At 43.5% G+C, this 19,314-nt stretch carries 21 protein-coding genes; 10 read left to right on the forward strand and 11 right to left on the reverse strand.

Annotated features, from left to right (window positions below; all coding sequences use genetic code 11):
• The first annotated feature begins 51 nt into the window (after nt 1-51).
• Nucleotides 52-267: a hypothetical protein gene (locus MgSA37_RS03770; RefSeq protein WP_096349919.1), complete on the forward strand. Its 216-nt coding sequence runs from the start codon at nt 52-54 to the stop codon at nt 265-267.
• 265 nt (nt 268-532) lie between these two features.
• On the opposite strand, the gene trxA is transcribed toward MgSA37_RS03770, so the two are convergent.
• Nucleotides 533-829 carry a thioredoxin gene (trxA, locus tag MgSA37_RS03775; RefSeq protein ID WP_096349920.1) on the reverse strand — a complete coding sequence of 99 codons (297 nt, stop codon included), beginning with the start codon at nt 827-829 and terminating at the stop codon, nt 533-535.
• A 549-nt stretch (nt 830-1,378) separates the two neighbouring features.
• On the opposite strand from trxA, the gene MgSA37_RS03780 reads away from it, so the two are divergent.
• From MgSA37_RS03780 to MgSA37_RS03790, 3 genes are all read left to right on the forward strand, one after another.
• Nucleotides 1,379-2,575, forward strand: a complete 1,197-nt coding sequence (locus MgSA37_RS03780) for a DUF1624 domain-containing protein (protein ID WP_096349921.1) — start codon at nt 1,379-1,381, stop codon at nt 2,573-2,575.
• Between the two features lie 331 nt (nt 2,576-2,906).
• Nucleotides 2,907-3,092 carry a hypothetical protein gene (locus tag MgSA37_RS03785; protein ID WP_096349922.1) on the forward strand — a complete coding sequence of 62 codons (186 nt, stop codon included), beginning with the start codon at nt 2,907-2,909 and terminating at the stop codon, nt 3,090-3,092.
• 158 nt (nt 3,093-3,250) lie between these two features.
• Complete coding sequence (locus MgSA37_RS03790; RefSeq protein WP_157750411.1) at nt 3,251-3,640, forward strand: hypothetical protein; 390 nt, start codon at nt 3,251-3,253, stop codon at nt 3,638-3,640.
• Nucleotides 3,641-3,761: 121 nt separating this feature from the next.
• Here MgSA37_RS03790 and MgSA37_RS03795 read toward each other — a convergent pair whose 3' ends face one another.
• Genes MgSA37_RS03795 through MgSA37_RS03805 form a run of 3 tightly spaced genes read right to left on the reverse strand, consistent with a single transcriptional unit; the run spans nt 3,762 to nt 6,308 of the window.
• Nucleotides 3,762-4,646 (reverse strand): alpha/beta hydrolase, encoded by an 885-nt coding sequence (locus MgSA37_RS03795; protein WP_096349924.1) that lies wholly within the window; start codon nt 4,644-4,646, stop codon nt 3,762-3,764.
• A 32-nt stretch (nt 4,647-4,678) separates the two neighbouring features.
• A complete protein-coding gene (locus MgSA37_RS03800) occupies nt 4,679-5,395 on the reverse strand; it encodes a hypothetical protein (protein ID WP_157750412.1) in 717 nt (238 codons plus the stop codon).
• Nucleotides 5,396-5,405: 10 nt separating this feature from the next.
• On the reverse strand, nt 5,406-6,308 hold the full coding sequence (locus tag MgSA37_RS03805; RefSeq protein ID WP_096349926.1) for an MBL fold metallo-hydrolase: 903 nt from the start codon (nt 6,306-6,308) through the stop codon (nt 5,406-5,408).
• 250 nt (nt 6,309-6,558) lie between these two features.
• Here MgSA37_RS03805 and MgSA37_RS03810 point away from each other — a divergent pair, with 250 nt between their 5' ends.
• Nucleotides 6,559-6,837, forward strand: a complete 279-nt coding sequence (locus tag MgSA37_RS03810) for a hypothetical protein (protein ID WP_096349927.1) — start codon at nt 6,559-6,561, stop codon at nt 6,835-6,837.
• Between the two features lie 60 nt (nt 6,838-6,897).
• The gene (locus MgSA37_RS03815) at nt 6,898-7,485 is read left to right on the forward strand and encodes a hypothetical protein (protein WP_157750413.1); all 588 of its coding nucleotides are present in this window, start codon (nt 6,898-6,900) and stop codon (nt 7,483-7,485) included.
• Between the two features lie 13 nt (nt 7,486-7,498).
• On the opposite strand, the gene MgSA37_RS03820 is transcribed toward MgSA37_RS03815, so the two are convergent.
• Nucleotides 7,499-8,644, reverse strand: a complete 1,146-nt coding sequence (locus tag MgSA37_RS03820; RefSeq protein ID WP_096349929.1) for an IS481 family transposase — start codon at nt 8,642-8,644, stop codon at nt 7,499-7,501.
• A gap of 213 nt (nt 8,645-8,857) precedes the next feature.
• Between MgSA37_RS03820 and MgSA37_RS03825 the strand changes: the two genes are divergently transcribed.
• Nucleotides 8,858-10,123, forward strand: a complete 1,266-nt coding sequence (locus MgSA37_RS03825; RefSeq protein WP_096349930.1) for a serpin family protein — start codon at nt 8,858-8,860, stop codon at nt 10,121-10,123.
• 119 nt (nt 10,124-10,242) lie between these two features.
• Nucleotides 10,243-10,686 (forward strand): DinB family protein, encoded by a 444-nt coding sequence (locus tag MgSA37_RS03830; RefSeq protein WP_096349931.1) that lies wholly within the window; start codon nt 10,243-10,245, stop codon nt 10,684-10,686.
• Between the two features lie 14 nt (nt 10,687-10,700).
• Here the strand turns inward: MgSA37_RS03830 and MgSA37_RS03835 are convergent, their stop codons facing one another.
• From MgSA37_RS03835 to MgSA37_RS29345, 6 genes are all read right to left on the reverse strand, one after another.
• On the reverse strand, nt 10,701-10,982 hold the full coding sequence (locus tag MgSA37_RS03835) for an SHOCT domain-containing protein (RefSeq protein WP_096349932.1): 282 nt from the start codon (nt 10,980-10,982) through the stop codon (nt 10,701-10,703).
• A gap of 238 nt (nt 10,983-11,220) precedes the next feature.
• The gene (locus MgSA37_RS03840) at nt 11,221-11,949 is read right to left on the reverse strand and encodes a glucosamine-6-phosphate deaminase (protein WP_096349933.1); all 729 of its coding nucleotides are present in this window, start codon (nt 11,947-11,949) and stop codon (nt 11,221-11,223) included.
• A gap of 123 nt (nt 11,950-12,072) precedes the next feature.
• A complete protein-coding gene (gene bglX, locus MgSA37_RS03845) occupies nt 12,073-14,307 on the reverse strand; it encodes a beta-glucosidase BglX (protein ID WP_172885289.1) in 2,235 nt (744 codons plus the stop codon).
• 427 nt (nt 14,308-14,734) lie between these two features.
• On the reverse strand, nt 14,735-15,505 hold the full coding sequence (locus MgSA37_RS03850; protein ID WP_096349934.1) for an alpha/beta fold hydrolase: 771 nt from the start codon (nt 15,503-15,505) through the stop codon (nt 14,735-14,737).
• Nucleotides 15,506-15,666: 161 nt separating this feature from the next.
• Nucleotides 15,667-15,864 carry a hypothetical protein gene (locus MgSA37_RS03855; protein ID WP_096349935.1) on the reverse strand — a complete coding sequence of 66 codons (198 nt, stop codon included), beginning with the start codon at nt 15,862-15,864 and terminating at the stop codon, nt 15,667-15,669.
• Nucleotides 15,865-15,870: 6 nt separating this feature from the next.
• On the reverse strand, nt 15,871-15,996 hold the full coding sequence (locus MgSA37_RS29345) for a hypothetical protein (protein WP_260146932.1): 126 nt from the start codon (nt 15,994-15,996) through the stop codon (nt 15,871-15,873).
• A gap of 302 nt (nt 15,997-16,298) precedes the next feature.
• Here MgSA37_RS29345 and pstS point away from each other — a divergent pair, with 302 nt between their 5' ends.
• Nucleotides 16,299-17,396, forward strand: a complete 1,098-nt coding sequence (gene pstS / locus MgSA37_RS03860) for a phosphate ABC transporter substrate-binding protein PstS (protein ID WP_096357243.1) — start codon at nt 16,299-16,301, stop codon at nt 17,394-17,396.
• A gap of 151 nt (nt 17,397-17,547) precedes the next feature.
• Nucleotides 17,548-18,774: an IS4 family transposase gene (locus tag MgSA37_RS03865; protein WP_096349579.1), complete on the forward strand. Its 1,227-nt coding sequence runs from the start codon at nt 17,548-17,550 to the stop codon at nt 18,772-18,774.
• Nucleotides 18,775-19,314 lie beyond the last annotated feature (540 nt).

Here is a 19,314-nt window from a genome sequence, read left to right on the forward strand (position 1 = left end):
AACCGGACTTAAGACTTTTGACTCCAGACTAAGGACTTAAGACTTAACAAAATGGATATACTTATTTTTACAACAAGCGTTGAAAAACCCGAACAGGTAAGGGAAGTAAAACCCCTGTTAACCTCTGTTCCGGCAATAACCGGGTGGAACTTCGACCTGGAAGATTGTGATAAAATTTTAAGGATAGAGGCCGATGATATTTCGCCGCGCTATATCGAATCGCTGCTGCAAACCGCCGGGTTTGATTGCCGGGAGCTGGAGTATTAGCCCCCTGGCCCCCTAAAGGAATTGCAGGTATGGGAAGAAGTTAATATCGAATAATGAATATTGAATGTCCAATATCGAAATTTCTTACTTCATGATTCTACACCAGCCTGCCGGCAGGCTGGTTCAGTGTTCGATATTAAACCTGACGATAAAACCTAAAAGTATTGTTCAGATTATATTGCGCTTTATTGTGCCTCATCCGAAAAAAGCTTTCGCCTTTTACCCCTGCCTGTCGGCAGGCAGGTTTCAGCTTTCACCTCTCCAACTACACAAACTGGCTGATCACCCGCTGTAATTCACCCGCCTGTATTACCCCGCTTTGCCGCCATTTGGTTTGGCCGTTTTTAAATATCATGAGCGTGGGTACGCTTTGTACCTTGTAAGCATCGGCCGCCTGCGGGTTTTTATCAATATCAATTTTAATGATCGTTACTTTCTCGCCCATGGCGTCCTTTACCTGTTTAAGGATCGGCGGCATCATTTTGCACGGGCCGCACCACTCTGCCGAAAAATCAACCAGCACGGGTTTGTTTGACGCGATCATCTCCTGGAAATTTGCCATAATTATCTTGGTTTACAGAAGTATAACAATAATATAAATAAAAGGATTTTTTTTATTCCTTAAAATGTTCCCCATCATTTTTAGATGCAAATAAATTATCGCGCTGTCACACCATGCGTTCCGATAGAACGCTTTTTCCTTCCTGTATTTTTCTATCAACCACACGAGGCTGTATCAAAAGTCTATGAACTGAAAAGCAAACGAAATAAAATATGAATTTAGTGTTCTTAGTGAATTCTTAGTGCCCTTAGTGGTTTGTTTTTTTACCACGATGGGCACAAAGAAAGTACACTATGATCACAAAGTTCTATATGTTCAAAATATAATTTGGTTGCCTTTCACATGTAGAGACTTTTGAGACAGCCTCGTTGTAATTTGCAGGTACATCCCATAGGGATGTTTGGTGGGTAGAAGATAAAAAACAGACAGCTTAATGTTCCATCGGAACATCTCGTGATTTTACGGCAATTTGGATCGTGCCCGTCATTTTTAATTTATAAATATTGTATCTTCATTGGTTTATTCAACAACCAAACGCACAATTGTAATATGGCTAACCTGTACGAACCATCCGGAAAGCAGCGTATCGAATCGATCGACATTTTACGCGGGGCCGTAATGCTGATCATGGCTATTGACCACTGCCGCGATTTTTTCCATCACGCCGGCGCACTGGGCGATCCTACCAACATGGCAACAACCACGCCTTTTTTCTTTTTTACCCGCTGGATCACCCATTTTTGTGCACCAACTTTTTTGTTTTTGAGCGGCATATCGGCATTTTTGGCAGGTACCCGCCGCACCAAAGCTGAGCTAAGTGCTTTTTTAATAAAGAGAGGTCTCTGGATCATACTGGTTGAGCTGGTATTGCTGACCTTCGCTTTAACCTTTAACCCGTTTTATAATTCATTTATTTTGCAGGTGTTGTGGGCCATAGGCTTTAGTATGGTGATACTGGGTTTAGTGGTGCGCGCCCCACTGGCGGTTATAGGCATTCTAGGCGCATTGATATTTTTTGGGCATGATATACTTGATTTTGTAACCCTGCCAAAAGCCGGCGCAGCAGCCATTTTAATAAAAATATTCCTTACGGCGCAGGGTACGGTTATCCCCCTGGGCAAAACACACTTTATATTTGACTTGTATGCCGTAATCCCCTGGACGGGCGTAATGTTGCTGGGGTATGTTTTCGGTACCCTGTTTCAAAAAACAATCAACCCGCAACAACGCAAAAAAATATTGCTGATCACCGGGCTATCGGTAACGGCATTTTATATCATCCTGAGGTTTACCAACCTTTATGGCGACCCTAACCCCTGGGCAGTGCAGCGCAATGGGGTGTATACGGTGTTATCATTTTTAAATACCAGCAAATACCCGCCATCGCTGTTGTACCTTTGCATGACGCTGGGGCCGGCCATTACACTGCTCGCCCTTATTGAGCATACAAAAAACAAGTTTACCGCCATATTAACCGTTTATGGCAATGTGCCTTTCTTTTACTATGTACTCCATTTTTACCTCATACATTTAATAACTGTGGTGTTGTTTTTTGCGTCGGGCTATACCGTTCATCAAATTAACAGCCCCGGTGCTTTCTTCCTGTTCCGCCCGGTTGATTTTGGGTATAGCCTTGGTATTGTGTACCTGATATGGTTTTTGGTGATCACTTCACTGTACCTGCCCTGCCGCTGGTTCAGCAAATACAAAAAAACGCATAACCAGTGGTGGTTGAGCTATTTGTAGGGGATTTCGGATTTATTTTAGTGTGGAAGTCGGAATGCTGATTTCGGAATGAGGGTATTGGTAACAGCTGGTAACAATAGTAACACCTGTTTCCAATGTTTCCAACTGTTTCAATCATCGCCATGGACCATTTGTCCATCAACTATGGAATTTATTTGCCAACACTACCAACATCTGTTACCAATGTTGGTAAATGTTTGCACCAAATCAGCACGTCATAACTGCTCAATATTGACTATAGTATCGGATGCCGATACCAGTATTATTTTGACTTGCTTCATTGCTGCACTTTTCTTGTTTTAAATTTTGAGTATTGTTATATTTGTATGATATGGCACGGAAAGTTATAAAAAAAATAGTTTCAAAAGGAGAGCGGCTGGGCTGGACACCACTTGATCAGGTGCAGTCGGTAACGCTTACTTCTGTTATTGTGAAGGGAAAACGTGTTAACCCCAGGCGTCGTGTCAGGGCTTCAGTACAAGCGTCACAAAACCAAACCTCCTTCTTAATCCCTTGATATTTAATTCTCCGGGCTATCCTTTAAGGTTTATACAAAGGCAACTTTGCAGGGATGGCAGTGACCACCTGTTTACTTTAATTTATAAATTTAATTCGCCGGTTACACGCTACGCGTATATTCTGCGTGCTGAATATCACTCAGAAAATGTATTTGCATTGAAATTTTATGCACAAAAAGATAGTAAAAGCGACTTTAAATATTCGCATATTCTAAATAAGGGAGATATTTTTAACATTCTTATCACTTGCTTAAGATCCGTACAGCTCATTTTACAGGATTACCCTGATGCTTCCTTTGGTTTTATCGGAGCAAGAACAATAGACCCAATTTCAAATCGGGCAGAGGATTTTGAAAACACCCAACGGTTTCGGGTTTACAGCCAAATTGTACAGGCGACAATAGGAGATCAGACTTTTGACCATTTTACCTATGAATCGGTTAGCGGATACCTTTTAGTAAACCGAAACGCAGGAGATATTGACAACAAAGAACAATTAATAAGGCAAATGTTTACCAGTACTTATAATAATTTACTTGATATCTGATCTGCCAATCAGAGCATATCTACGCCGCTATTTGGAAACATTTACCAACACTACCAACACCTGTTTCAAATGTTTCCAACAACGCCCTGGTCTATGGTCCATCAACTATGGACTTTTCTGCCTAATGCTCCACCTTCGGCCTGTCGCCTTTTACCGGTTCAATAATATTATTGTCGTACAGCCAATCGGTTAACCTGGCGGGCCAGGAGCTGATGCTGCGTAATTTGGAGCGGTAGCCCATGTTAAAGCCGTGTGCACCCTGGGTGTACAAATGCGCCTCAACAGGCACCTTAGCAGCACGGTAAGCATCCAGCAATCGCATTAACGATACCGAGCAGCAGGGATCGTCGTTTGCCGCTAATAAAAAAGTAGTTGGGGTATCCTGCGGTACGGTATCAGGGATGAACAGCGGACCGGGATAGATCTGGATCACAAAGTTTGGTTTGGCCGTAAGACGGTCAACCGGGTCAGGGGCATTGGCATCAGGGCCGTTAGGCCCAAAGGTTACCATATCCACCACCTCGCCGCCAGCCGAAAAGCCCATTATGCCTACACGGTTTGGGTCGATACTATATTCAGCGGCATGGCTGCGTACCAGGCGCATGGCGCGCAGCCCATCCTGCCGGGCATGTACCTCAATTTTAAAAGGCGAAAGCGTATCACGGCCCAGCCGGTATTTCAGCACAAATACGGTGAAACCTAAATTGCTGAGGTATTTGGCCGGGTCGATGCCTTCGGCTGTCCAAACCAGCAGGCGGTGGCCGCCGCCAGGGCAAACCACAACTGCCGCGCCGTTCGCTTTGTCTTTAGCTGGTAAAAACACGGTAAGCGTAGGATTGGTAATGTGCCGCACCCAGTAATCTTTAGCCTGCTCTGGCTCGTTGCGCAATTGCTCAAAACCCGGTGCACCGTTTGGCCATAAGGGGATAACGGCAGGATGATCCTGCGCATGTAAAGCGGCGGGCAGGATGAATGTGCAGAGTATAAGTTTGAGGTAATTGCGCATTTTAGGTTTTGTTTACTGCTAATATAAATATTTTATTTGCCAATTGCTGCCGGTTCAAAAATCCTCATGTCCACCGGCTGATCAGCTTTCACATCATGATAAGTTTCTACCTGTAAAATCTTATCGTTGATATAAAAACTGCATTTGGTTTCGCTCCAGGCATTTTTTACAGGGATCTGTTGTTCAAAAAAACCTTCTTCCTTGGTGCCGTCATCATATTTAATAAAGCGGACGGCCACCAATTTATCCCGGTCTATCCAAAGCTGGTTTAACCTGTCGCCATCTTTACCGGCCCCAAAAACATAAACAGCTTTTCCTTTCCACGTACTGGTGTGAAATTTGGAAAGATTATAATGCAATCCGGCAAAATGGCTTAAAACTTTATCAAACGGCATGGCATACATCCCACCCAGGAAAAATATCAGCTCATTTTCGCCTTTAGTTGCCCGTACCACTTTGTTATCGCGGAACGCATAGATGGAGTCGTGCCTGAAAATTACGCCGCCGCTGCTCCGGACCGAATCAAAATCGATCCTTAACAGGTCAGGATAAACCATGGTTTCGTACCAGATACTTTTCTTTATAAGGCTGTCGTTTCGGTAGCGTTCGGTGGTCTGGTTAAAGGTGAGCGATTTATGCCAGGTTGTATGGTAACGTTTGTACATCCTTTGCAGCACCTCTGTAGAGTTTGCATTTTTTTGCATTGCCGGAAGAAAAAGACAAAGCAGCAGGGTGGATAGTATTTTCATTTGGCAGTAATCAGGATGCTTTAGTTAGTTCCTCGTAAGCAGCGGTAATGCCGCGCTGTATGCCATCGCCCTGCCAGTCGGCAATACCCGGGATGGAGGTAGCTTTTAAAATATCGTCTTTACTCTTGCCTGCTTTTATGCTGCCGGCCACATAATCTTCCAGTTTTTCCATAAAATTTTGCATGGCAATCACGTCATCCATGGTGCCGGTAACCTTTTCGGGGTCAAAGGCATGGCCGAAAACAAAAAGGGTATCCTTATCAAACTTTTTCCGGGCTTTTTCCAATGCCTGCGGCCAGTGCTGTACCGATGCACCTGCGCTGTTGTCAACAAAGGGGTAGCGGCGGTTAAACACCAGGTCGCCCATGTGTACAATATTGGCGTGCTCAAAATGGATCATGGCATCGCCATTGGTATGGCCGGTACCAAAGTAATGTGCGCTAATCTTTTCATCGCCTACCTTAATTTTCCAATGGTCGGTAAAGGTGGTATCCGGGTACAGCTGTTTATCCTCGTTTTTATTTTTTATGGCGACGGCAGTCTGGTTTTTAAGCGAGTTTTCATGCGCGGCCACATTTTTTACGATGCCTTTAAACGAGATATTACCGCTGGTATGGTCGCCATGGTGATGCGTATTGATGAGCCACTCAAAAGGCAGGTCTGATTGTTTTTTTAACAGGCCGATGAGGTGCGTAGCGGGGTCGGGAAATTCGGCGTCTACAACCACGATACCTTCTTTATTGATCATCCAGGCAATGGTGCCGCCCTGTTCGGCAAACATGCCCACATTGTTGCGCAGCGGCTTAAACTGGTAAGTTGGGTCGGCAAGCAGCGAAGCAAAACTGCGGTTGCGCATCAGGGCAACCGAGGCAGCAGTTAAAGCGGTGGTTTTTAAAAAGTTTCTTCTTTCCATGGGGGTTGGTTCATTAGTTCATTGGTTCATTAGTTCATTGGTGTTTTGATGGCCAAATATCAGGTTCAACGGGTAAAAAAACATCGTCTTAAAAAGCATTTTGGGCGATTAAATATCGGGGGATATTATTGAAAATCAGCGTAAAAACAATGTAAAATTGTTGATGGGGTAAGATGGTGCGGGGTAATGATCCGGAGCGTTTTTTTATACCAATTGTATTTTTTGTAACTTTATATCACAATTAAGGTTTATGTCAAAGGAATCAATAGAGAATAAAGAGGATGCCCGTGTTTTGGCGATGCAGCAAGTGATCAGGAAGCTAAGGCACGATGATTTAAATGAAGGGCACTGTTTTATGATTTTTGATGATGAACTTCCTGAAGGGCAGGCCTACTACGAATACCCAGACGGCAGTGTCCGGGTAGAGCAATTGGATAAGTTAAATCTTGATATACCGCGCATGGTTATAAGTGAGCTTAATAAGGATGAAATAGCATCGCTGAAAGAGAAGCATGAAGTTTTCCGGTAGGCCCCAATTATTTATTATTACGGCAGTAATGGCGCCGGGAAATCAACTTACAGGCAAGCTTTGTTGCCACCCGAGTTCAATACACTTGATATTTTCGATGGGGACATCTTTTTCACTCAACAACGTACTGCCTTTTACAAAATCAACCGTTCATCTAAGGAATCCAGAAAACTCGCAGACGATGCACTTGAACAGGAATTTTTGAGGCTTGTTGATTTGAGTATTTCACAAAAAAACAATTTTGCTTATGAGGGTCATTTCACTGGTATTGGTGCGTGGGCAATCCCCGAAAGATTTAAAAAAGAAGGCTTTGAAATTCATTTGATTTTTTGTGGATTAAATACGCCTGTAAAATCAATTCAAAGGGTAGACATGCGTGTTAAAAAAGGCGGTTTTCATGTTACTCCGCTTGCTATTGAGAATAATTATTTCGGAAATATGGAAATGCTTGATAAAAATTACAGCATGTTTGACTCTGTTGACCTAATTGATACTTCTAATTTAGTTATTCCAATTGCCAGGCTTGAATCCGGAGAGCCTGTAAGTGCTGTCCCATCAAATCAAATACCTGAGTGGTTAAGAAAAGGGATGCCGGCTATTTATAAAGCGATTGAAGGCTTTAATTGTAATAGCCACAACTTGATCTGACAGTCGGGTGGTTTTAAAGATTGTCAGATGGAATTTGTGAATATAACCATTTCTCGTCTAAATGCACTGACTCAGATTCTTCTGAGCCCTTTTTGTGAGGGCTCTGAAGAATCTGGTCTTCGGCGAGCCTCTCCAATAATTTTTCCTGGGCCATCGGAATACTGCTGGTGAAAGTTTGCATCGGTGTTTTACCGAAGCAGTACTTACCGCTGTGCGTCCTTTCATTGTTATAGTTATACATCCACCTGTCCAGATCGGCTTGCAATTCAGCTATGCTCCTGTATATCTTTTTGCGGAATGCAATGGCATAAAACTCATCCTGAATAGTGCGGTGGAACCGTTCGCAAATGCCATTGGTCTGTGGGCTTTTGGCTTTAGTTTTAGTATGGTCGATGTCTTCAATAGCCAGGTATAACTGATACTCATGCTGTTCCCTTGCACCGCAATATTCGGTTCCTCTATCGGTAAGCACTCTCAATAAACGCAGATCATGCTGCTCATAAAATGGTACTACTTTATCATTAAGCATTTCTGCTGCAACCAATGCATTTTTACGATCATACAGCTTGGTAAAGGCCACTTTAGCATAGGTATCGATAAATGTTTGCTGGTAAATGTGGCCAACGCCTTTGATGTTGCCTACATAATAAGTGTCCTGTGCGCCGAGATAACCCGGGTGGTAAGTTTCTATTTCGCCATGCGCTTTCTTTTCTTCTTTCGCTTTCTCCAAAGCAACAACTTGAGCTTCTGTCAACACCAATCCTTCCTGTGCCGACTTGGCTTCCAATGCCTTTAAGCGAAGCTTAAAGGTCTGCAAATCGTGACGCAGCCAAATGCTCCTTACCCCTCCGGGAGATATTAATATGCCTTGTTTCTTTAGTTCATTGGAAACCCTTAGCTGGCCTAATGCAGGTTGGTCAATCGCCATTTCAACAACGGCTTTTTCCACCTGTTCCTCCACACGGTTTTTTAATACCGGCTTCCTGCGGCTGATTTCCTGAAGGGCCATTTCTCCGCCCTGCTCGTAAAGTTCTTTGAAACGATAGAAGCTATCCCGTGAGTAGCCCATTACTTTGCAGGCCTGCGATACGTTTCCTAAATGTTGGGCAAGCTCCAATATGCCCAACTTGTTTTTGATGATCTTTGCTTGTGTTGTCATAATACTAATCTCTGTTACGTGTTTTAATTTTTCGTAACTGTCAGATTAAGTTTTGACTATTTCACTTTAATAACCGGTAGTGATTCTCTTTCTTCACGTTTTAAACGTCGTGATTCCTTGCAATTTATTTCTCTTAAACTGTATCGTTTAAATTTCCTGTTGCGTAATGTACAATAACCAACACGAAAAACAGTATTCACTCAAACTGATCTTATGAACGTTTATCGCAAAACTCCGCTTTACTTATTGTGTTCATTTATTGTTTGCTTCGCTTCCTGCAAAAAAGGCAATAAGGTTACTCCTCAAAATCCGGGCAAAAACCTGGTGCTTACCTCATTTGAACAACAAAAAGTAACGGCGGACAATGCGTTTACGCTTCGCTTATTTAAAAACCTCGACAGCACCAATGGCATCTTCAGTAACTTATTTGCCTCGCCTTTAAGCGTAAGTTTCGCCCTGGGCATGACGAGCAATGGCGCTGCCGGAACTACGCTTACCGCCTTTAAAAATACGCTCAACTTTTCGGGTTTAACACAAGACCAGGTGAACGCCTATTATAATAACCTGGTGACCAATTTGCCGCAGCTTGATCCGAATACAACACTTAACATTGCCAACTCCATTTGGTACAGGCAGGGGTTTAGCGTGCAGCCGGCATTTTTAAAAACCGACAGCACGAACTTTAATGCGCAAATAAAAGCGCTTGATTTTAGCAGCCCCCCGGCTGTGGGTACCATCAATAACTGGGTAAACGATAAAACCAACGGAAAGATCCCGAAGATCCTTGACAATATACCGGGTAATGCAGTAATGTACCTGGTTAACGCCATGTACTTTAAAAGCAGCTGGAAAGAGAAATTCGACCCTGCAAAAACCAAACCGCAGCCTTTTTACCTGGCGGATAACAGTAATGTGCTGGCAAATTTTATGACGGGTAATATTGATTTTAATTATTATGTGAGCGATAAGGCAAATGTTTACGAACTGCCTTACTCCAACAATAAATACAGCATGGTAATTATTACCCCCGGTTCATCCATAGCAGGATCAGGCACTACCTTAAGCCAGCTGGCTGCAGGCCTTGATTCATTGCAATGGGAAAGCTGGATGAGCAAATTGCAGCCCACCAAAGGTACCGTTACCATGCCAAAATTCGCTTTTAGCTATGGTAATTTGCTGAACAGTGCGTTAACCGACCTGGGGCTGGGGATCGCGTTTTCTGACGGGGCCGATTTCTCGCTCATTAACCCAACCGCAAAACTACAGATAAGCCAGGTGGTGCATAAGGCATTTGTGGAGGTAGACGAAAGCGGCACCACCGCAGCTGCCGCTACTTCGGTAGGGATTATTGCCACCGTTGCCGGCCCGCAGTATAACCCTACCTTTAATCATCCTTTTATCTTCGCTATAAGAGAAATGAGCAGCGGACTGATCCTTTTTATTGGCACCATGAATAACCCGCTACTGACCGGAAATTAAGCCCCATGCCCCTTGTATGCCCAACTCTCGCGGGCTAAAAGGGGCTTTTTTTAAATTTACTTTCAGATAACTTTGTGCTTATTAACTTGCGGCATCAATCAATTAATAAACCTGACGTTATGGATAATTTTTTTGCTGAACTTTTTGAACGCGAGCTGTTAAAGCTAAAAGACGAATTAAATAAATTTAAGGACGAAAATAACATTTGGCAGGCTGCCGCCGGCATTACCAATACGGCCGGTACCCTTACATTGCATTTGCTCGGCAACCTGAATTTTACTATTGGTACCCAACTTGGCCAAACGGGTTATGTACGCAACCGCGAGCAGGAGTTTTCTTTAACCGGCGTACCGCGCGAAACGCTGGTTGCTGATATTGAAAAAACGATAGAGGTGATCAGGTTCAGCTTTGAAACGGTAGACCGGGCCAGGCTTGATGAACCCTACACGCTTGACTTTGTGGGCCCCAAAAGCACAGGCTGGTATTTAACCTTTTTTTATGGCCATTTTACTTACCACATGGGGCAAATAAACTATTTGAGGCGGATACTGGAAGCAGATTAAGTTAACTTTCTACCCTACTGTTGCTCTATCAACCTGCCTTTAAGGTGATTGTATTCGGCCTCGCTGATGGTACCATTGTCTAACAGTTGTTTGTAATATTGCAACTGTACATTAAATGGAATGACCTGTTTCCGCGTGGATACCAAAACGATGATGAGGCCGATTGAACCGAGTACAAAGCCAATAAAGCCTGAGGCAATGGGGCCTATCTCGCGTTGAGCGCCAATAAAATAGCATGCTACGCCAAAAACGAGGCCATGAACTACAATGAGTAAAATAACTTGTGAAACTGACATAAGCTTATGGATTAAGTGTGAAAAGCGTTTTTCCGGAATTGGCCGGTTCTTTTTGACACTAAATTTTAGCTGATGTTACAGGTTTTTAAGGCTTTAAAATGTGATAGATCTCACATTTTAAAGTATGTAGGATAGGTGCATGTCATTGGGGCATTGCTTCGCGTCGTTCGGCCAATTGCTCTTCGCCCGGCAATGACTTTATGACTTAATGACCCAATGACCCGAATGACGTTTCGCCCTAATGTGCTAAATCCCCTGCCGCGCCTTCATCCAGCAAAATAACTGATGATGGCAGTGTTTGAAAGATGGATGCCGGTATGTGCTGGGATATGTCGCCATCCAGCGCCTGTTGAATAATGCCTGCTTTTTTAGCGCCTGCCGCTAACAATACCGCCGTTTTTGCTTCCTGGAGGTATTTAAGGCCAAGGGTAATGCCTTCCGTAAGTGCAGTTTGCTTTTTAAAGTATTTTTGACCAACCTCAACAGTTACCTGCGCCAAAGGGGCATGGTGGCAATACAGGTTAAAATCGGTGCCGGGTTCGTTCAAGCCGATATGGCCGTTCATGCCAATGCCCACGATCATCATATCCAGGGGGCCATGCAGTTTTATAAAAGCATCCATATCCAGGCAGGCGGCATCCAGATCTTTGGCTTTGGCATCAAAAAACTTTACCCTTGCCATGTCCGCTTGCAGCGGGGTAAAAAAATGCTCGTATAAAAATTTGGTGCAACTGCCATCATCATCCTTACCCAAACCCACCCATTCATCCAGCCCGACAAAATAACACTGGCTCAGATCAACCCTGCCGGCCTTAACGTCTTCAATCAAATACTTAAACATTCCCGCAGGCGAATCCCCGGACGGAAAACAGATCAGCGAGCCAGGCTTAGCTTTAACTTGCTCAACAACCAGGTCGGCCGCCGCACGGCTCATTTTGTCGTAATCTTTATTTATTGATATTTTCATTTTATTGGTTCATTAGTTCACTGGTTCATTAGTTCATTTGTGGATAGCTGATCAACTCAAACTTGCATAAAAAGACTTAACGGACTTTTTACCAATGAACTAATGAACTATTGAACCAATGAACTACATAAGTGTAAATCCATCCTCCAGCCTGATATCATCCGATGCGCTGCCGATCATCAGCCTGAAATCGCCGGGCTGGGTGATCCATTGCAGCTGGTCGTTATAAAACGACAGTTTTTGTTTGTTGATTGTAAAGGTAATAGTTTTTGTTTCGCCGGGCTGAAGCGATACTTTTTCAAAACCTTTCAGCTCTTTTACGGGCCTTACCGGCTGCGATACCAAATCGCGCAGGTAAAACTGGGCCACTTCTTCGCCTGCATATTTGCCTGTGTTTTGCAGGTCGAAGGTAACGGTGATCGATCCATCCTTTCGCATCGATTTTTTACTCAGCTTAAGGTTGCTGTACTTAAACGTTGTATAACTTAAGCCATGCCCGAAAGCAAATTTAGGGCTGTTTGGCAGGTCGATATAAGCCGAGGTATAGTTTACATCGTTATCGCCGTGCGCAGGCCTGCCGGTGTTTAAATGGTTGTAATAGATAGGGATCTGCCCTTCGGTTCTTGGGAAAGTGATAGGCAGCTTAGCCCCGGGGTTATATTTGCCGAACAATACATCGGCCATCGCAGTACCGGCCTGGTTGCCCAACCACCAGGTGTATAAAATAGCCGGAACATGGTCGGCCGTCCAGTCAAACACCATTGGCCGTCCTGACATCAGCAATACCACCACCGGTTTGCCTGTCGCCATTATTTTTTGGATCAATTCTTCCTGTACGCCCGGTAAATGAATATTTGAACGGCTTTTTGCTTCGCCGGTCATATCCGGTCGTTCGCCCATGGCCATAACTACCACATCGGCCTGCATTGCTGTTTTGTAGGCTTCATCAAAACCGGCTTTGCTGGTATCGGTAATAGCGCAGCCTTTGGCATAAAGCAGGTTGGCTTTCGGCGCAGCCTGCTGCATCCCTTCGTAAAGCGACACGATCTGGCTTTCATCACCAATATTTTGCGCCCAAAAACCTTTCATTTCTGCTTTTGATTTTACCAGCGGGCCTATCAACGCAATTGAACTCAGGTTTTGTGATAGCGGCAATAAGTTGTTCTCATTTTTCAACAAAACAATGCTTTTGTCGGCCATATCTTTTGCAGCAGCAATATGCGCCGGTGCGTTTAATACGCTGTTCTCGCGGTCGGCATTGCAAAAGCGGTAAGGGTCGTCAAACAGGCCCATTTCAAATTTTTTGGTCAGGATCCTTTTTACGGCATCATCAATTACCACAACGGAAACTTTTTTATCAGCCACCAGTTTAGCCAGGTTGTTGATGTAGCTGCGGCTTTCCATATCCATATCGCTGCCTGCGTTTATGGATGCTTTGGCAGCTTCGTAATTATCTTTTACATAACCATGGTTGATCATTTCGCCTATCGAACCCCAGTCGCTCACCACAAAGCCTTTAAAGCCCCATTTCCCTTTTAAAATATCGCGCATCAGGTAGCTGTTGGCGCTGGCCGGGGTGCCGTTCAGGTCGTTAAAGGAGTTCATAAAGGTAGCTGCGCCGGCATCTACGGCAGCTTTAAACGGCGGCAGGTATATTTCCCATAAGGTACGCAAACTCATGTCCACGCTGTTATAATCCCGGCCGCCAATGGCAGCGCCATAAGCAGTAAAGTGCTTGGCACAGGCCATAACAGCATCTAAATTACCTAAACCTTTACCCTGGAAACCACGTACCCTGGCGCCTGCTATCAGCGAACCTAAATATGGGTCCTCACCGGCGCCTTCCATCACCCGGCCCCAACGCGGGTCGCGGGCAATGTCCACCATGGGGGCAAATGTCCAGTGAACGCCGCCTGCCGCAGCCTCGGTAGCCGCCACACGGGCCGAACGTTCAATAGCCGGGAGATCCCAGCTTGCCGCTTCGGCCAGCGGGATAGGGAAGGTAATGCTGTAACCATGGATCACATCCTGCCCGAATAATAAGGGGATCTTTAACCGGGATTGCATCGCTGCTTCCTGGAAAACGCGGGTGTGTTTTACGCCGGTGATATTGAGTATCGAACCCACCTCGCCGCGTTTAATGGCATCCAGTTTATTGCCTACGTCTTTGGTAACCGGGCCGGTGGCATCCCAGTCGCCGTTATATTGGTTTAGCTGGCCAATTTTTTCGGCAAGGGTCATCTTTTTTACTAAAACCTCAACCTTTTGCTGTACCGTAAGTTTTTGTGCTGACGCGATATTAAAGGACGAAAGGATACCTATAAGGCAAAACAGGATAAGCGGTTTAATGCGTGCCATTGATTTCTTTTTTAATCAGGATAAAATAATTGGTTATAACAGGATTTGATAAATCATTTCAAGATTAGTGAATTAAATTTTAATCAGGAAATAATAGGGAAAATGGAATTGGCATTCGATTTTAAATATTCAGGGTAACCATCGGTTAAAGAAAATTAAAACGCTATTCGTGCTCCGTTAGGGGCTACCTGTTTGTAGAAAAAGAAATCACAACAAAATATTACCCCGTCAGGGGTTACCCATTCGCAAAGGGTAGCCCCTGACGGGCAATTGCAGGACGCGTATCGAACGCTACAAACAGGTAGCCCCTAACAGGGCATTCGCTTTTTAAACGCGATTTTACCGAAAAATGAACAGTTTGGGCAAAATGTTCAGTTTTTAATAAAAAATTGGACATGTTTCTTTTTTTGTCCGGTTTTTGAGTTTGTTATTGCGCCAAAAAGTGCTCTACTATGTCCAAATAGGTTTTAGGTTCTTCAAACATTGGTGCATGGCCCGAATATTTCATCTCCACAAACCTTGCATTTTTAATAAGTGAAGCCACTTCCTTTCCGTCTGCCGGCGGGTTCAATCCATCATATTTACCGCTGATCACCAGCGTTTTTGCTTTTATCATGGAGAGATCTTTTCTGAAATCAAAAGCACCAATTGCTTTGTTGGTGGCATCAAATTGTTCAGGGCTTAGTGTTGTTTCGAATATCTCCAGGTGGTTTTTCATCAGTTCAGGGTCATACACCATGTATTTTAAAAGTTTCACAATGGTTGAGTGCATATCCAGGCCTTTAATTTCCGCTTCATTTTCTTTAAATAAACGCTGTACAGATGAGGTGAGCCCGTTGGATTTGGTAACCGTCAATATCAATTTATCGATACGGTCCGGAGCTCTAATAGCTACCAGTTGGGCAATATAGCTGCCCATGGAAACGCCCAGCAAATGCGCTTTTTCAATACCAAAATGATCCATGATCCCCAAAATATCGTTCGCATGATCCTCAATAGTAAATTGTGATGGTTTATCTGATTGCCCGTGACCACGGCAATCCAATGCAATAGTTTTAAAGCTTTTCGACAGTGGTTTTATTAGGTTTTTTAAATGCGCAAGGTGATCTCCGCCCACGCCATGTACTAATATGATCGGAAATCCTGCACCTTTAACTGCCACAAAAAGTTGAATACCATTAATTTTTATTAGTCCCATACAGATCGGTTAAAATTGCCTTTGTGATACAAAGAAAGCAATTAGCTGGTTGTTTTAAATAGAGATAATAATTACGGATATGATAATGCCTATGTACAAAGTAGTATAAAGAAAAAGCCCCCTGACCAATTGACCAGGAGGCTTCTTCCTATACCTGTAAATTATTGAGCCTGGTTTGATAATTTGTCGTGCCGGATCTCCTCGAGGTACCCGCGCTCATTGATCGCATACCGGGCATCCGAAGTATCCTTGTGATTTTTAGGTAATTTGATGGCCCCTGTTTTCTTTTTTGCCGGTAAAAACAGCGGAATAATAAGTAATGCCATCAGTGCGCTGATTTCTAATACTTCAATAAACATAATCTTCTAAATAAGTAAATTCATACGGATAGCACTCATTTTTAAGTACGCGGAAACATCTTCCTTGTCTGTATAATTTAAGGTTGGTGCAATCGGTTCTATCAAAGCTAAATCAATGCCAAATAATTTCATAGCTTTAAAGTATTACTTAGAAAATGGTAAAAAAGCGTTAAAATCTCAAAAACGTTTTATTAAAAACCGGACTTAAAGCTATCATTTTGATAAGTATTTACCACTTTGATAATAATTTTAATAACCCGTTTTTTTTATTTTAAAAGATTTTCGGCGCTAAAACAGGCGAATATCTGCGTAAAAATTACTATGCATGCATAATTAAATAAACAGTTGTGAGAAATAAAATACAATGCGGTAACACTAAATAGGGGTTTAAAGTGTTAAGTATGAAATTAATGATTAAAATAAAATTTACGGTTATGAATAGATTAATGCTGGGTATAGCGCTTCTTAGCGGTTTGGTGTTTGCCGGTTGCGGCGGGCAGGGGAACAAGTCGGCAAAGGACAGCTCCAACGCAACTTCGTTTGGTTCAAATTCAAACGCCAACGTATTGCTGGGGGCGGGCAGTACCTTTGTTTATCCCTTATTTTCAAAGCTGTTTGCCGAATATGCCAAAGAGAACCATGTAATGGTTAATTACCAGTCTATAGGTTCGGGCGGCGGGATCTTACAGCTCACCAATAAGACCATTGATTTTGGCGATTCGGACGCGCCGCTGAATGAGGAGCAAACCAAAAAGATGAGTGCGCCGGTATTGCATATCCCCATGTGCTCTGGCGCGGTAGTGATCAGTTATAACCTGCCCGGATTGAAGAGTACCTTAAAACTTAATCCGGAAGTGCTGGCCAATTTGTTTTTGGGAAAGATCACCAAATGGAACGACCCGCAGATAGCGAAAATTAACCCCGGCGTTTCGCTCCCTGAAACAGGCGTGTTTATCGTTCACCGCTCTGATGGCAGCGGCACCACCAACATATTTACTACCTATTTATCAAAAGTAAACAGCGACTGGAACACCAAACCGGGTAAAGGCTCGGCCATTAACTGGCCGGCTGGTTTGGGTGGCAAAGGTAATGAAGGTGTATCCGGATTAATCAAACAAACACCCGGCGCCATAGGCTACATCGAGCTGGCGTATGCCATACAAAATAATATGGCTTTTGCCGATATGCAAAACAGCAGCGGTAATTTTATAACCCCAACTGTTGCCTCAACCAGCGCCGCCGGTAATATTACCATCCCTGATGATGCTAAAGTATCGCTCAGTAATACCGGTGCTAAAGATGGCTACCCCATCAGCGGCTTTACCTGGGCGCTTATTTATAAAGAACAGAATTATGACGGCCGCAGCCTGCAGCGTGCTCAAAAAATGCTTAAACTGCTTTGGTGGAATATCCACGATGGCCAAAAATATTGCAAGGACCTTAACTATGCCCCGCTGTCGCCCGCAGCCGTTGCCGTTGGCGAAAAGATCCTGAAATCAGCCACATTTGACGGGAAACCAATATTGGAATAGGGGGGAAGAAGTCCATAGTCGATGGACCATAGACCATGGCAAAAAGAATTTCAGCCATGGACCATGGACTATCACTACTGTCCGGTAGAAAAAAGTTTAAAGAAAAGAGCTCAAAAGATTAGTTTTGAATTACCACATTTAAAACAATCCAATGAGCTCAATTCACAGAAGTAAAAGTAATGACAAGTGTTTGTTTAGCCAAATCCTCGGCTTAATTCCTTCTACAATATTAAGTAAGTGTATTAATAAGAATTCTTCCGATGATGGCTTTAGGCGCTATAATACAGAAAGTCAGCTAATTGCTATGCTTTTCGGACAGCTGAACGGCTGTTATAGTCTCCGGGACATCACTTTAGGCATGAATGTAAACACATTGTTCCTAAAAGAACTTGGCTTAAAACAATCTCCGGCCCGTTCCACAATGTCGGATGGGAATGCAGAGCGTAACTATCAAGTATATGAGTTATTGTTCTCCGAATTAATAACTTACTACAAAGGACTGTTTTCAAAAAGCGAGCATTATAAGATCATTGAAGAGATTAAAGGGCGCTCAGTAAAGTTGATAGATTCCACCACGATGACCGTATGCCTAAACCTGATTAAATGGGCAAAATTCCGGACAGCAAAAGGCGGGATCAAGGCACATGTGAGCTTCGACCTGGCAAGCCAAATACCGGAAATGGTCTATATCACCGATGCTAAGACAGATGACAGGAAGGCTCTATCTCACCTCAAAACAAGCTACCAAAGTATTTTGGTATATGACAGAGGGTACCTTGATTTTGCCTTTTTTAAAGATCGTATTGATAACAATGGCGACTTTGTTACCCGCCTGAAAGAAAAAATAAGTTACCAGGTGCTGGAAGATCGGCCTGTAATATCCGGGGAAAACACAATCATCATTTCTGATCAGATCATCCAGATCACAGGGGAAAAGGCGCGCACTACCGGCTTGGGCACTTGTAAAATGCGGAGAGTAGTGGCTTATGACAGCATAAATAATCGTGAGATAGACCTGTTAACAGCTAATTTAGAGTGGTCTGCTGAGACGATAAGTCTGATTTATAAATCTCGCTGGAATATTGAACTGTTTTTTAAGGGAATGAAACAGAACTTACAGATTAAAACCTTTTTAGGCACATCCGAAAATGCTTGTAAGTCTCAGATATACATCGCCATGATCGCTTTTTTACTGCTGGAAGTCATCAGAAGATGCATCAGTAAAACTGTACATGGCTTTTCTAATTTTGTAAACCTGATTCGCATTTGCTTAATGCATTACCATAGCCTATCCTATATCGTTAATGACATTAGAGAGATTACGGTTCGACTAAAGCTAAAAGCAAGCCCGCAAGCTAACCTTTTATTCCCGATTTAGATACTTTTTCCCAGTCAAAATCAACTTTTAAAACGTGTCTCAATCATTTAAACATGCTTTTTTTGTAAGTTTAAACTTTCTACCGGACACCCATGATGGACTATCGACCATCAACCCAATTACCAACAGTTGGAAACATTGGAAACAGGTGTTTCTATTGTTTCTAAATGTTTCTAAGTGTCACCATTCAGCAAGTTGGGACCTGTCAAACTGTATTCTAACCAGCGCCGTTAGGTGCTGAATATTGGTAGAAAAATTCATTATTGATATTTGGCGTGCCATCGGTACGCAACCCCGCCGTGTTCCGTACCTACGGCCAATGTCATTAAGTTAAGCGGACAATGGCGATCATAAACGCGCTCCGTTGACTCACCCGGACGTTGCTACGCTCGTCCGCCCTCTCTTTCGCTACGCGATAAAGAGGGCAAAAAAAAAGAAACTCTCTTAACTTAATGACATTGACCTACGGCACGGTATTGGGTGTATGGTGTTTTTTTCTACCGATATTTGACCCCGATGGGGTCGGTGATTTGGAAACAG

The sequence above is a fragment of the Mucilaginibacter gotjawali genome, assembly GCF_002355435.1.
In the GTDB taxonomy this organism is placed as follows: domain Bacteria; phylum Bacteroidota; class Bacteroidia; order Sphingobacteriales; family Sphingobacteriaceae; genus Mucilaginibacter; species Mucilaginibacter gotjawali.

Bases quoted from the DNA above. Each gene is read 5' to 3' on its own strand.
- bglX (WP_172885289.1), bottom strand. From the start codon at position 14,307: ATGGCACGCATTAAACCGCTTATCCTGTTTTGCCTTATAGGTATCCTT.
- MgSA37_RS03830 (WP_096349931.1), top strand. From the start codon at position 10,243: ATGGATAATTTTTTTGCTGAACTTTTTGAACGCGAGCTGTTAAAGCTA.
- MgSA37_RS03805 (WP_096349926.1), bottom strand. From the start codon at position 6,308: ATGGAAAGAAGAAACTTTTTAAAAACCACCGCTTTAACTGCTGCCTCG.
- MgSA37_RS03850 (WP_096349934.1), bottom strand. From the start codon at position 15,505: ATGGGACTAATAAAAATTAATGGTATTCAACTTTTTGTGGCAGTTAAA.
- MgSA37_RS03855 (WP_096349935.1), bottom strand. From the start codon at position 15,864: ATGTTTATTGAAGTATTAGAAATCAGCGCACTGATGGCATTACTTATT.
- MgSA37_RS03785 (WP_096349922.1), top strand. From the start codon at position 2,907: ATGGCACGGAAAGTTATAAAAAAAATAGTTTCAAAAGGAGAGCGGCTG.
- MgSA37_RS03770 (WP_096349919.1), top strand. From the start codon at position 52: ATGGATATACTTATTTTTACAACAAGCGTTGAAAAACCCGAACAGGTA.
- trxA (WP_096349920.1), bottom strand. From the start codon at position 829: ATGGCAAATTTCCAGGAGATGATCGCGTCAAACAAACCCGTGCTGGTT.
- MgSA37_RS03825 (WP_096349930.1), top strand. From the start codon at position 8,858: ATGAACGTTTATCGCAAAACTCCGCTTTACTTATTGTGTTCATTTATT.
- pstS (WP_096357243.1), top strand. From the start codon at position 16,299: ATGAATAGATTAATGCTGGGTATAGCGCTTCTTAGCGGTTTGGTGTTT.
- MgSA37_RS03820 (WP_096349929.1), bottom strand. From the start codon at position 8,644: ATGACAACACAAGCAAAGATCATCAAAAACAAGTTGGGCATATTGGAG.
- MgSA37_RS29345 (WP_260146932.1), bottom strand. From the start codon at position 15,996: ATGAAATTATTTGGCATTGATTTAGCTTTGATAGAACCGATTGCACCA.
- MgSA37_RS03800 (WP_157750412.1), bottom strand. From the start codon at position 5,395: ATGAAAATACTATCCACCCTGCTGCTTTGTCTTTTTCTTCCGGCAATG.
- MgSA37_RS03795 (WP_096349924.1), bottom strand. From the start codon at position 4,646: ATGCGCAATTACCTCAAACTTATACTCTGCACATTCATCCTGCCCGCC.
- MgSA37_RS03865 (WP_096349579.1), top strand. From the start codon at position 17,548: ATGAGCTCAATTCACAGAAGTAAAAGTAATGACAAGTGTTTGTTTAGC.
- MgSA37_RS03840 (WP_096349933.1), bottom strand. From the start codon at position 11,949: ATGAAAATATCAATAAATAAAGATTACGACAAAATGAGCCGTGCGGCG.
- MgSA37_RS03780 (WP_096349921.1), top strand. From the start codon at position 1,379: ATGGCTAACCTGTACGAACCATCCGGAAAGCAGCGTATCGAATCGATC.
- MgSA37_RS03835 (WP_096349932.1), bottom strand. From the start codon at position 10,982: ATGTCAGTTTCACAAGTTATTTTACTCATTGTAGTTCATGGCCTCGTT.
- MgSA37_RS03810 (WP_096349927.1), top strand. From the start codon at position 6,559: ATGTCAAAGGAATCAATAGAGAATAAAGAGGATGCCCGTGTTTTGGCG.